Source organism: Clostridioides sp. ZZV14-6150 (genome assembly GCF_020657875.1).
Classification (GTDB): domain Bacteria; phylum Bacillota; class Clostridia; order Peptostreptococcales; family Peptostreptococcaceae; genus Clostridioides.
In genome coordinates this window covers 97006-109407 of record NZ_JAGWDA010000008.1, presented here as the reverse complement: position 1 = coordinate 109407, position 12402 = coordinate 97006, and the positions used below count along the sequence as shown (strand labels likewise).

13 protein-coding genes are annotated in these 12402 nt (G+C 29.4%); 12 read left to right on the top strand and 1 reads right to left on the bottom strand.

Translation table 11 applies throughout. From position 1 onward, the window contains the following. Positions 1-560: 560 nt before the first annotated feature. The 8 genes from KGF41_RS11105 to KGF41_RS11070 all read left to right on the top strand — a co-directional run bounded on the left by KGF41_RS11105 (position 561) and on the right by KGF41_RS11070 (position 7682). Positions 561-2651: a molybdopterin-dependent oxidoreductase gene (locus KGF41_RS11105; protein WP_227829682.1), complete on the top strand. Its 2091-nt coding sequence runs from the start codon at positions 561-563 to the stop codon at positions 2649-2651. Between the two features lie 86 nt (positions 2652-2737). Next, on the top strand, positions 2738-3073 hold the full coding sequence (gene spoIIAA, locus KGF41_RS11100) for an anti-sigma F factor antagonist (protein ID WP_227829681.1): 336 nt from the start codon (positions 2738-2740) through the stop codon (positions 3071-3073). Between the two features lie 13 nt (positions 3074-3086). Continuing rightward, a complete protein-coding gene (spoIIAB, locus tag KGF41_RS11095) occupies positions 3087-3515 on the top strand; it encodes an anti-sigma F factor (protein ID WP_227829680.1) in 429 nt (142 codons plus the stop codon). Between the two features lie 22 nt (positions 3516-3537). After that, on the top strand, positions 3538-4302 hold the full coding sequence (gene sigF, locus KGF41_RS11090; protein ID WP_227433403.1) for an RNA polymerase sporulation sigma factor SigF: 765 nt from the start codon (positions 3538-3540) through the stop codon (positions 4300-4302). 228 nt (positions 4303-4530) lie between these two features. After that, positions 4531-4968, top strand: a complete 438-nt coding sequence (spoVAC, locus tag KGF41_RS11085) for a stage V sporulation protein AC (protein WP_003418420.1) — start codon at positions 4531-4533, stop codon at positions 4966-4968. Between the two features lie 135 nt (positions 4969-5103). Continuing rightward, the gene (gene spoVAD, locus KGF41_RS11080; protein WP_227829679.1) at positions 5104-6117 is read left to right on the top strand and encodes a stage V sporulation protein AD; all 1014 of its coding nucleotides are present in this window, start codon (positions 5104-5106) and stop codon (positions 6115-6117) included. A gap of 12 nt (positions 6118-6129) precedes the next feature. Next, positions 6130-6492: a stage V sporulation protein AE gene (gene spoVAE / locus KGF41_RS11075; RefSeq protein ID WP_169468704.1), complete on the top strand. Its 363-nt coding sequence runs from the start codon at positions 6130-6132 to the stop codon at positions 6490-6492. Positions 6493-6662: 170 nt separating this feature from the next. After that, positions 6663-7682 carry a LacI family DNA-binding transcriptional regulator gene (locus KGF41_RS11070; RefSeq protein WP_227829678.1) on the top strand — a complete coding sequence of 340 codons (1020 nt, stop codon included), beginning with the start codon at positions 6663-6665 and terminating at the stop codon, positions 7680-7682. A gap of 126 nt (positions 7683-7808) precedes the next feature. Here KGF41_RS11070 and KGF41_RS11065 read toward each other — a convergent pair whose 3' ends face one another. Next, entirely contained in the window at positions 7809-8675 is an 867-nt protein-coding gene (locus KGF41_RS11065) for a LysR family transcriptional regulator (RefSeq protein ID WP_227829677.1), read from the bottom strand. A 148-nt stretch (positions 8676-8823) separates the two neighbouring features. Between KGF41_RS11065 and KGF41_RS11060 the strand changes: the two genes are divergently transcribed. From KGF41_RS11060 to KGF41_RS11045, 4 genes are read left to right on the top strand one after another with little or no spacing between them, the layout of a single operon-like run. Further along, a complete protein-coding gene (locus KGF41_RS11060) occupies positions 8824-9666 on the top strand; it encodes a DUF3100 domain-containing protein (RefSeq protein ID WP_227829676.1) in 843 nt (280 codons plus the stop codon). Between the two features lie 14 nt (positions 9667-9680). Continuing rightward, a complete protein-coding gene (locus tag KGF41_RS11055) occupies positions 9681-10145 on the top strand; it encodes a hypothetical protein (RefSeq protein WP_227829675.1) in 465 nt (154 codons plus the stop codon). Between the two features lie 13 nt (positions 10146-10158). Then, positions 10159-11304, top strand: coding sequence for a M20 family metallopeptidase (locus KGF41_RS11050; protein ID WP_227829674.1), 1146 nt, complete (start codon positions 10159-10161; stop codon positions 11302-11304). Between the two features lie 39 nt (positions 11305-11343). Further along, positions 11344-12279: a DUF1177 domain-containing protein gene (locus KGF41_RS11045; RefSeq protein ID WP_227842789.1), complete on the top strand. Its 936-nt coding sequence runs from the start codon at positions 11344-11346 to the stop codon at positions 12277-12279. The last annotated feature ends 123 nt before the right edge of the window (positions 12280-12402 follow it).

Sequence of the window (12402 nt, the reverse complement as noted above, 5' to 3'; positions counted from 1 at the left end):
ATCCATACGGTTAACAGAATTTTTATGTTTATACTGGCAAAGGGGAAAGCATTGAAAACTAGATTGAAATGTGTAAAGAGTATATTATAATATAATGTGTTTATAACTTTCAAATATAGCACTAATATAATCATATTATAAGTAGGTTATAGATAAAAATCAATTTAACTTATCAAGTTAACTTTTAATGTGATACAAAAGAGAAAATGAAAAATGTCTAAGGATTTAAAATTAATTTTTAAACTTAGTAAAACCTTTCAATTACTGTATCTTAAAGATAAAGTAATTGAAAGGTTTTTTATTAACTAAGAAATATAGTAAGTAAATCTATAAGGCAGTCTAACTGCTATTTTAATATTAAACAGTATGTGTGAATTTAATATTGTGCTTTCTTAATTCGATTTGTTGAAAGTAATTTTATATGAATATCATATTTATAAGGTATTTTTAAATTTATTTTGATAAAATATATTTATGTCTTCAGCAGGATATTTTCAGTATACAAATCTTAATAAAAATATAGTGAATAGGTAGCGTTTATAAGGAGAGAAAGATATTTTATGGATACAATGAAGAAATTAAGTCATGGATGTACACTAGATTGCCATGATTGTTGTAAATTTAATGTTTATACTAGTGGAAATAATGTGATAAAAATTGAAGGAGATAGGAATCATCCTTATACAAAAGGATTTATATGTAAAAAAGGGTTGGCTCATTTAGATAGATTAAATCATAAAGATAGGATAGAGACTCCAATGTTAAAGGTAGACGGTCTATGGAAAAAGATTTCTTTTGATGAAGCATTAGAGATAATGGCAGATAAACTCCTATATTATAAAGAACAGTATACATCAAAGTCTATTATGCACTATGACCAATATGGAAGTGGGTCTATATTAAAATATATAGGAGATGTGTTTTTTAATTTTTATGGAGGAGTTAGTAGACATAAGGGAGGGCCATGTTGGAGTGCAGGAATACATGCCCAAAAGTATGACTTTGGAGTAGCTAAGGGACATGCTATAGAAGATATGCTAAACAGCAAGAGTATCTTTATATGGGGAAAAAATCCAGCATATACTACCATTCATACTATGCAAATAATTAAAAAAGCTAAAGAAAAAGGGATAAAAATAGTAGTCATTGACCCTATATATACAAAGACTGCTCAAATGGCAGATAAGTACATACAAGTAAGCCCTGGAACAGATGGAGCATTAGCTATGGCTATGGCAAAAATTATAATAGAAGATAACTTGCAGGATGAAGAATATATAAATTCGTATGTTGTTGGTTTTGAGGAATATAAAAAATATTTGGATTCATTAGATTTAAACTTTTTAAGTGATGAATGTGGTGTTAAAGAAAAGGATATAAGAGAGTTAGTTAATTTATATGCTAATAAATATTCAAGTATAAACGTAGGTTATGGTCTTCAAAAGTATAAAAATGGAGGAAATACAATAAGAGCGATAGATGCCTTAGGAGCTATAACAGGTCAAATAGGATTTAGTGGTGGAGGAGTGAATTATGCTAATAAGGTTTATCCAAATGTGATAGATGCTGACCCTTATAATAGTCAATCATATGGAGAAGATAGGGAGTTTTATGTAAGTAATATTAGCAAGTTTATAGAAGAATCTTTAAAAGACAATACACCAAATGAAGCTAATAATATGTTAGAGAAAACAAATAATATACTGAGTGAATTTGATAATATGTCAAGTAAATCACTAAAAGGAAATATTCCTATAAAGATGGCAGTAATAACTAAAAGTAACATGTTAAATCAGTTGCCAGATTTAGTAGAACTAGAAAGAGTTTTTTCAAAGATTGAATTTAAAGTATGTTTTGATATGTTTATAACTGACACAGCTACTTTATGTGACTTATTTATACCTTGTACAAATACGCTTGAAAGTGAAGATATAATTTATAGCTCAATGACTAATCCATATATAACATACAATGAAAGAGCAGTAAAACCAAAGCATGAATTGATGGATGAGTATTATTTCTTTATGGAGTTAGCTAAAAAGATGGAGCTAAGAGACTATCCTTTTGTATCAAAAAAAGAATACTTAGAAAAAGTAATTGAACCACTTAAACGCTTTGATAAAAGCCTAGATATAGAAAAGCTTAAAAATAGTTCTTTTACTATACATAATCCTATTGCTTGGGAAGATAAGAAGTTTGAAACTCCATCTGGAAAGTATGAACTTTATTCAGAAAGGATAAGAGATTTAGGAATTAGTCCAATTCCAGTGTATATAAGTAACAAAACTAGAAACTTTGAATATGAAAATAGAAAAAATATTTTTAGACTGCTAACTAATCACCATGCAGATACTTTGTTTAGTCAACACTTTATGGATAAGACATCTATAGCTCAAGCATATATAAATCAAAGTATGGCTAAAAAAATAGGTGTTAAGAATAAAGAGATTGTAGATTTAAAGTCAAAAAAAACAAAGATAGATGTTCAGATAAATATAGATAACAGAGTAAGTGATTATATAGTAAAAATGTATGTTGGATGGTGGAAGAAACATGGCAATCCTAATAGTTTAACAGATACTGGTATATCAGATATTGGTGGTCAAGTAACATATAATGAAACGATGGTAGAAATAATACGACAAAACTAGTTAAATTTCATTGAAGGAATAGAAATAAGATTATAGAATTGATTAAAAGTTACTATTTTTACAAAACTATTGAAGGAGGGATTTTGATGGTAAAATATTCCTTAGAACATAAGAATCTATACATAGAATTTATGTGCTCAGAACTAGACCACCATGTAGCTAATGAAATAAGGGAAGAAATAGATAACTTATTAAGTGTTAATCAAGTAAAAAATGTTGTATTTGATTTTGGAAATATTAATTTTATGGATTCTTCAGGTATAGGTGTCATCATAGGTAGATATAAAAAAATTTCTAATGAAGGGGGACGAGTTTCAGTAATTAATATAGGTTCACGAGTTAAGAAAATTTTTGATTTATCTGGGTTAAATAAAATTATTGGCATTTATGATACGTATGAAGAAGCTCTAAGTTCTTTGTAGGGAGGAGTATGTGATGAATAATATTATGGAAGTTAAATTTTCGGCACTATCAGAAAATGAAAGTTTAGCAAGAGTTATAGTAGCATCATTTGCAGCAAAATTAGACCCAACAGTAGATGAATTAGTTGATATAAAAACTGCTGTCTCTGAGGCTGTTACAAATGCTATAATACATGGATATGAAGAAGACAGTTCTAAGTTTGTTTTTTTGAGATGTGAGATAGAAGGAAATACTATAAAAATTGTAGTTGAAGATGAAGGGTATGGAATAGAAAATGTGGAGAAGGCAATGGAACCACTTTATACATCAAAACCAGAACTTGATAGATCAGGAATGGGATTCACAGTTATGAAAAGCTTTATGGACGATGTAGAGGTAAGTTCTAGAAAAGATAATGGCACTAGAATTGAAATGACTAAAAAAATAAATTTGCCTAAATAAAGTCCAAAAGTGAGGTTTTATTATGGAAGTAACTGTTGCCAGAGAAGAAAAAAAACCTCTTCTTAGTCATGAAGAGACTCTAGAACTTATTGATAAAGTTCAAAATGGAGATGAAGAGGCAAAAGAAATATTAATATCAAGTAATTTAGGTCTAGTTAGGAGCGTTGTATCTAGATTTTTAAATATAGGGTATGATAGAGAAGATTTATTTCAGTTAGGTTCTATAGGTTTAATAAAATCAATATATAAATTTGACCCCAAGTTTAATGTTAAATTCTCTACTTATGCAGTACCAATGATTCTAGGTGAAATAAAGAGATACTTAAGAGATGATGGTATGATAAAAGTATCAAGGTCATTGAAGCAAATAGCTGTAAAGGCCAAGATGGAAAGTGAAGCTTTAACTAAAAAGCTAGGTAGAGAGCCAAGTATAGAAGAAATAGCTCAAGCATTAGATGTAGAAAAAGAAGATTTAGTAATGGCTATGGAAGCTAACTTTAATGTAGAGTATTTGCAAGGTGTTATTCATGAAGAAGAAGGTTCTCCAATCTGTCTTATTGATAAGATAAGCATGAAAGGAGAAAGTGAGGAAGAAAAAGTTGTAGATAATATATTATTAAAGGACATACTTGGAAGACTGGATAAGAGAGAACGTCAAATAATAGTTCTCAGATATTTTGAAGATATGACTCAAAGTGAAATAGGAGAAATGCTCAATATATCACAGGTTCAAGTATCAAGAATAGAGAAAAAAGTATTGTCTAAGTTAAAAGAATATATATCATGATAATATTTATAATATATTAAGTTTTTATATTAAGTTTTTAAGTTTCGATTAAAAAATTATAAGTTCAAATAAAAAATATTAAAAAACAAGGTGTCTTTATAATAGAAAATAAATTATTTTCTTTATTAGGCATCTTTTTTATTTTTTGACAAAACTTTAAGTGTCTAAAATAAATTATAGGTTTATTTTTTTAAAATTAACAAATAATACTTTAGAGAGGTGTTTAGTATGGATAAAAATTATAAAAAGTATGTAGACCAAATAAGCCCAAAACCTACATATTTAAAAAACTATACACTTGCATTTATTGTAGGTGGAATTATTTGTATGATAGGGCAAGCTATAAATGATTTATACATGAAAGTTGGAGGGCTTGATAAATTAGGTGCTAGTTCTGCTACATCAATAACACTAATATTTATAGGGGCATTTCTAACTGGATTAGGAGTTTATGACCTAATCGGAAAAAGAGCAGGAGCTGGTTCTATAATACCAATAACAGGTTTTGCTAACTCAATAGTATCTCCTGCAATGGAGTATAAAAGAGAAGGATATGTATTAGGTGTAGGTGCAAACCTATTTAAAATTGCAGGACCAGTTTTAGTTTATGGTATAGGTTCTTCTATTTTATGTGGAATTATTTATTATATTTTTAAAATGTTTTAGATGATTTTTATTTAATTTAAACTTTATTAATTAACTATTAGCTAGAAAAATTATCTATTAGAAAATAGCTATGAAAATTTCAATTAATATTAAAGGATTAAATAGTAAAATTCAAAATTAAAAAGGTGTGAAAATATGAAAAATAAAAGAATTGGAAAAAGAACAGTCAAGCTAGAAAATAAACCAACAATAATATCAGCTGGCACTATAGTCGGTTCTAAAGAAGGTGAAGGACCGCTAAAGGACTATTTTGATATGATTATGACCGATGATTTATATGGTGAAAAAACTTGGGAATTAGCTGAAAGTAAAATGGTAGAGACTGCATCACAGAAAGCCATACAAAAGGCAGGAAAAAAACTGTCAGATGTAAATTACATGTTAGGTGGAGATTTAATCAATCAAATAGTACCAGCATCTTTTGCTGCAAGAGAATTAGCAATTCCATTTTTGGGTATATATGGTGCTTGTTCTACAATGGCAGAAGGACTTTGCATAGGTTCTATGCTTGTAGATGGTGGTTTTGCAGATTTAGTGCTATCAGGTACATCAAGCCATTATTGTACAGCAGAAAGACAATTCAGATTTCCACTAGAGCTAGGAAATCAAAAGCCAATGACAGCTCAATGGACAGTTACAGGAGCAGGAAGTGTTTTACTAGCTCCTAATGGAGAAGGTCCTAAAGTAAAATATGTTACAGTTGGAAAAGTAATAGATAAAGGTATTGATGATGGTAATAATATGGGACCAGCCATGGCTCCAGCAGCAATAGATACTATATATTCTTATTTTGAAGACACTAATGATGACCCAAATAGCTTTGACATAATTGCCACTGGCGATTTAGGTACACTTGGAAAACAGATAACAGAAGACTTTTTAAAACAAAAAGGTGTAGATATTTCAAAGTGTTATACTGATTGTGGTATAGAAATGTTTAACCTTAAAGAGCAAGATGTTCACTGTGGTGGAAGTGGATGTGGATGTTCAGCTACAGTATTTGCAGGATATATATATGAAAAGTTAAGAAAAAAAGAATTTAACAAAGTAATGCTCGTATCAACAGGAGCACTATTATCACCAACAAGTACACTACAAAAGCAAACAATACCATGTGTTGCACATGCAGTAGTAATAGTAAATGAGTAGGATGTGATATATATGTTAATGGACTATGTAAGAGTATTTATTGTAGGTGGAATTATATGTTTAATAGCCCAAGTAATGATGGATTATTTTAAGATGCAAACTCCATATGTTATGGTAACATATGTAACATCTGGTGTAGTTTTAACTTTTCTAGGACTTTATGAGCCATTAGTTAAGTTTGCAGCAGCAGGTGCAACAGTTCCTATAATAGGATTTGGATATTCACTTGCAACAGGAGTGATAAAATCAATACAAAGTGATGGATTTTTAGGTATTTTTCTAGGTGGAACAACTGCTACAGCTGGTGGAATAGCCGCAGCTATATTTTTTGGATATATTATGTCAGTAGTATTTACACCAAAAGCAAAACCATAAAATCACTTAAATATATGATAAGTTTTTTTATTAAAATAGGTAGATATCTTTTTAGATTCTACCTATTTTTTTATAGTTACAAGCGTTTACATAATCAAGTTGACAATTATTTACAACATGGTGTAGTATTATATTAGCAAAAATAAAATGAAGTGAAGTAGGGGATAAAGATGGTAACTATTAAAGATATTGCAAAGAACCTAGGCATTAGCTATTCAACTGTCTCTAGGTGCTTAAACAATAATCCTAATGTATCTGAAAAAACAAAAAAGAAGGTAGTGGAAGAGGCTAACAGGCTAGGGTTTCATTTTAATGTAAATGCGAGAAATCTAGCAAAAAAAGAAACAAATAGAATAGGGGTAATCTTTTCAAATAATTTTAATCATCAAGACACTAGAAAATTTTTTAGTGATATAATGGACAGTTCTATAAATTCTATTGAGACTAATAAGTACGACTTTATAATACAGCCTAATAATAACATTAGTGGTGACAGTAATGTCTATAAAATGGTTAATGGACAAATGGTTGATGGATTAGTAATAGTGTCTCAATCAATAAAAAAAGAAGAGTATGAGTTTTTAAAAGACAATAATTTTCCACATGTATTCATATATTTTAAGCCATCTTTTGTAGGAGAAGTAGATAATTTCTTTTGGGATGATAACGTATATGGAGGTTATATAGCTACTAAGCATTTAATAGATCATGGTCATAAAAATATAATAACAATAACTTCAGAAGATAAGAGTTCAAAAATGCACGAAGATAGAACAAAAGGGTATTTAAATGCTATGGAAGAAGCTAATTTAAAGACTGATGTAATTGAATCTAGAATGGATTTTGAATCTCAAGTTGAGCTATTAAAAAAATATATTGATAAAATAAAAAAAGCTTCAGCTATATTTGTGCAACAAGATGTACCAGCTATTTCTATAATACAAGAATTAAAAACTACTTATGGTATAAATGTACCAGAAGACATATCTGTAATAGGATATAATAATATTGAATTGATATCTTACTTTAGGTCACACTTATCAACAATAGATGACCCAAGAGAACAAGTTATAAAAAATGGAGTAGATAGTTTAGTAAATACAATAAATAAAAAGAGTACAGAACATATCCCAAGAAAACTTTATCCAAGACTAATTATAAGAAACAGCGTTAATAGAATAAAAAACTAAAAGTAGTCCAGTTGATTATAAAATTTAATATGAATAAAAACCTGCATAAAAATAAAAATACTGGAATGAAAACTCATTCCAGTATAAAGTCCAACCTTTTGGGTCTCAGTGCAACATTGAGCTTTACTATTTATTAAGATAGTTTTTTATAAAATCAATAAACATCCTTGTTGACTTGTTTAAAAATTTATTATCTGTCCAATATAGCTCAATAAATTGCTCACATCTTATATCATTAATAGGCAATAGTTTAATAGAAGATTCATAATCTATACACCATGATTTTTCAGGAATAAATCCAACTCCATGACCTTCTTTTATCAAATTATAAACAGTTGAAGGAGAATCACATTCAAAACATACATTAGGTTCAAAGTCAGCATAGTTACAAAATCTATCTGTAATTTTTCTGAAATTTGTACCTTCTTCTAAACATATAAAATTCTCATCTTGTACATCTTTAAAATATATACTGTTAAGCTTTGATAGTGGATTGTTATAAGGGATACCTATAAATATTTCTTCACTAGTTAATACTTCATAATTTGATGATTTAAATTCAAAGCAATATGAAGTAATACATATATCAAAATCGTAGTCAAATGTTGATTTTGGAACATGTTGCATTAATTTGAATGAAATATTTGGATGTAATTTTTTAAATTCACTAAGTACATCTAAAATTAACCCTGATGCAGTAAGTACGATTAATTTGATTTGGTCAAACTCACTACAAGCTAAATCTTTTATTTCTTTAGTTGATGTATCTAATAAATTAAGTATTGAATCAACTCTTTTAAGAAAAATATTTCCGCAATAGTTTAATTTAATAGACCTTCCTTTCCTGTCAAATAATTTTACACCTAAATCCATTTCAAGTAGAGCTATACTTTTACTAAGTGCTGACTGTGTTACATGCAATTGCTTAGCAGCATTAGTCATATTTTCAGTACGAGCTATAACTTGAAAATATTTTAATTGTAATAAATCCATGATGTTTAATCCTCCTTTTGCTTTATGACTAAAAGCATATAAAAATAATGAAAAATTTATATTATACATTATCGATGAGAGAATATATAATTAAATCACTAACAATTATATTGTAAGAAAATTATAAAAATTGCAAGGAGGTACAGAAATGAAAGGAAAGACAGGAATTAGAAATGCTCTGATAGCAGCCTGTATAATTACAGTATTGGCTGAATTAATTGGGCCTATTTCATTTAAAGTTATGGGTATTAATATAACTTTACTTAGTATACTATGGGCTATCTTTATAGGTATGGCTGTTTCCCCTCATTTGTTAGGAAGGATTATACCAGCTTTAAAAAAGTTTATAGGAGATAATGAAATAAATGTATCTCCATATCTTTTATCCTTAACTCTATATCCATTGGGAATCATGTTTGGAATTAATGCAGGACCTAAAGTTGGTATATTACTTCAAGCAGGACCAGCACTTTTATTACAAGAGTTTGGTCATATGGGTACAATGTTAATAGCATTACCTGTTGGAGTAGCGTTAGGTCTTGGAAGAAGTGCATTAGGAGGAACTTTTTCATTATGTCGTGACACAGCACTAGGAATTATTGGGGATAAGTATGGATTGAATTCACCAGAAGGTATAGGAACATTAGGAACTTATATAAGTGGTAGTATCTTTGGAACATTATTATTTTCATTTTTGGCACCACTGGGTGTTCTTATAGGCTTTCATCCATATGCTTTAGCAATGGCATCAGGAATGGGAAGTGGTTCTATGATGGGGGCTGCAACAGCATCATTGATGAATACTGTACCAAATATGTCTGAACAGATTTTAGCTTATTCAGCAACCAGCGGATTGATTACAGCTGTTACTGGAATATACATAGAATTATTTTTATCATTACCAGTTGCCAATTATTATTATAGTAAAGTGGCTCCAATTATTGAGAAGTTTAGAAGTAGAAAAAAAACAAAAACAAGAGATGTTTTATAATGGAGGGTGTATAGATGGAAAAAACTTTGAAGACTATTATGGAACAGATAAAAATAGTAATGTTCATATATATTATTATTTGCTTTGGACAGGCTATAGCACTTAAAACACAGGCTAAAGATTTATTGATTGGAAGTGTATTTGGTTTTATATTAGTAATAATTGCTATTGTAATAAAGAATTTTGTTAAGAGACCAAATTTACCAGGTTTTGCATGGGCTACTTTGGTTGCGTTTGTATTATCACTTCCAATATCACCAGTTGGAGATTTTATAGCAAGTAATATAGGAAAAATAAATTTTATGTCTACAGTAACACCATTATTAGCTTTTGCAGGAATTTCTGTAGGTAACCAATTGGATATATTAAAGACTTTGAGCTGGAAGCTAGTAGTTATATCATTTATAGTTATGACATCTACTTATTTTGGTTCTGCTTTTATATCTCAAACAGTTCTAAAAATAAATGGAATGCTTTAAGGAGGTAGTAAGTATGGAAGAATTAAAATTAAAAATCAAAGAAGATATAAAGTTGTTATCTGATGAGAAAAAAGCATCATTTGAAAAGGTATCTAAATCTTTATTTGAAAATCCAGAATTAGCATTTGAAGAATTTAAATCACAAAAAGCATTATGTGATTTATTAGAAGAAAATGGATTCAATGTGACAAAAGGTGTAGGAGGATTAGAAACATCTTTTGAGGCAGTCTACTCAAATGGAACTGGTGGAAAGACAGTGGCTTTTTTAGCTGAATATGATGCACTTCCAGGTATGGGACATGCTTGTGGACACAATATTATAGGCACAAGTTCTGTTGGAGCGGGTATTATTTTAAAAGAAGTTATAAAAAAATATGATATAGAAGGAACTGTAAAAGTGTTTGGAACACCTGCTGAAGAAAGAGTAGGTGGAAAGATAACTATGATTAGAGAAGGAGTATTTAAAGATGTAGATGCTGCATTAATTTTACATCCATGTGATGCTTCAATACCTGATGATATATCATTTGCTCAAGTTAATTTAAAATTTGATTTTAGTGGAAAAGCTTCTCATGCTGCTGCTTATCCTTGGGAAGGAAGAAGTGCATTAAGTGGAGTAATAGCATTGTTTAATAGTGTAAATAGCATGAGATTACATCTTAAAGATTATGCAAGAGTACATGGAATTATAACTGATGGAGGTAGTATACATAACATAATTCCCGAAAAATCTACAGCTATATTTAATGTAAGAGCATTAAGCATAGAATACCTAAATGAAATTTGTGATATGCTTAAAAATTGTGCTAAGGGAGCTGCAATTTCTACAGGAACTAGTGTAGAAGTAATTCAATTAGATGAGATATATAAAGAAATAAAAAATGATTCAAGATTAGTAAATATAGTTAGAGAAAATTTTGAAGTATTAGGTGAAGACTATATTGAAAGAGATTTAACTCAAGGTATTGGCTCAACTGATACTGGAAATTTAACTCATGAAATACCTGCAATACAAGCGTATATCAAATTAAAAGAAAATACTGCAACTCATACAGAAGAATTTGCTGTAGCTGCTGGTGGAGAAGAAGGAAAAATAGCACTTATAAAAGCAATTAAAGTACTAGCAATGTGTGGTGTAGATGTTTTGTACAGTAAATAATGTATTATTAAAAAAATACATAAAGAAAGGAGATTAAATATGGTATTAAAACAAGTATTAGAGGTTTATGATATTTTAGACAAATCAACTGCAAGTGGAGAAGAAGTAAAGACATACTTACAAAGCTATGGTGGAGAAAATATAATAGTAAAAAAGCTTTCATCAAGTAAAGGTTCTACAGATTTAGTTAAGCTTACAATTGCTGGCAAGAATGGTAAATTAAAAGGAGGAAGTGCTCCTACTCTTGGTATTTTAGGCAGACTTGGAGGTATTGGGGCAAGACCAGAGGTAATAGGTTTTGTTTCAGATGGTGATGGAGCATTGGTAGCAATTTCAGTAGCAGCGAAACTTTTAGATATGCAACGAAAAGGAGATGTATTAGAAGGAGATATTGTGATTTCGACTCATATTTGTCCAGATGCTCCAACTAAAGAGCACTATCCTACACCTTTTATGGATTCACCAATAGATATGATAACTATGAATGAAAATGAAGTTGACAGTAGTTGTGATGCAATACTTTCAATCGATACTACTAAAGGTAATAGAATAATCAATACTAGAGGATTTGCAATATCGCCAACTGTAAAAGAAGGGTATATATTGAAAACTAGTGATAATCTTTTAGATATTATACAGACTGTAACTGGAAAATCTCCATTTGTATTTCCTTTATCTATTCAAGATATAACACCATATGGAAATGACTTGTATCATTTGAATAGTATTTTACAGCCAGCAGTTGCTACAAATTCTCCAGTAGTTGGAGTAGCAATTACTACAGAAATGCCTGTTGCTGGATGTGCTACAGGTGCAACTCATTTTAGTGATTTAGAGTCAGCTGGTAGATTTGCAATTGAAGTTGCCAAATTATTTGGTGTAAATAAGTGTGATTTTTATGATAAGGAAGAATGGGATATACTTATCAAAAGATATGGTAAATTAAATACATTCCAGACTTTTGGTATACAATAAGCAAAAAATATAAAATTTATATAATTTGTAATACATAAATATTATAACAATTCCCACATTAATTATAATTACTAAAAAAGGAGTGTCTCATTGAGGATTTCTAAAAATCACTCTGAGGCAACT

What these genes read in the sequence shown, in the direction of transcription:
- KGF41_RS11045 (WP_227842789.1), top strand. Translation starts at nt 11,344, where the DNA reads ATGGTATTAAAACAAGTATTAGAGGTTTATGATATTTTAGACAAATCA.
- spoVAD (WP_227829679.1), top strand. Translation starts at nt 5,104, where the DNA reads ATGAAAAATAAAAGAATTGGAAAAAGAACAGTCAAGCTAGAAAATAAA.
- spoIIAB (WP_227829680.1), top strand. Translation starts at nt 3,087, where the DNA reads ATGAATAATATTATGGAAGTTAAATTTTCGGCACTATCAGAAAATGAA.
- spoVAE (WP_169468704.1), top strand. Translation starts at nt 6,130, where the DNA reads ATGTTAATGGACTATGTAAGAGTATTTATTGTAGGTGGAATTATATGT.
- KGF41_RS11060 (WP_227829676.1), top strand. Translation starts at nt 8,824, where the DNA reads ATGAAAGGAAAGACAGGAATTAGAAATGCTCTGATAGCAGCCTGTATA.
- KGF41_RS11105 (WP_227829682.1), top strand. Translation starts at nt 561, where the DNA reads ATGGATACAATGAAGAAATTAAGTCATGGATGTACACTAGATTGCCAT.
- KGF41_RS11050 (WP_227829674.1), top strand. Translation starts at nt 10,159, where the DNA reads ATGGAAGAATTAAAATTAAAAATCAAAGAAGATATAAAGTTGTTATCT.
- spoVAC (WP_003418420.1), top strand. Translation starts at nt 4,531, where the DNA reads ATGGATAAAAATTATAAAAAGTATGTAGACCAAATAAGCCCAAAACCT.
- KGF41_RS11070 (WP_227829678.1), top strand. Translation starts at nt 6,663, where the DNA reads ATGGTAACTATTAAAGATATTGCAAAGAACCTAGGCATTAGCTATTCA.
- KGF41_RS11055 (WP_227829675.1), top strand. Translation starts at nt 9,681, where the DNA reads ATGGAAAAAACTTTGAAGACTATTATGGAACAGATAAAAATAGTAATG.
- spoIIAA (WP_227829681.1), top strand. Translation starts at nt 2,738, where the DNA reads ATGGTAAAATATTCCTTAGAACATAAGAATCTATACATAGAATTTATG.
- KGF41_RS11065 (WP_227829677.1), bottom strand. Translation starts at nt 8,675, where the DNA reads ATGGATTTATTACAATTAAAATATTTTCAAGTTATAGCTCGTACTGAA.
- sigF (WP_227433403.1), top strand. Translation starts at nt 3,538, where the DNA reads ATGGAAGTAACTGTTGCCAGAGAAGAAAAAAAACCTCTTCTTAGTCAT.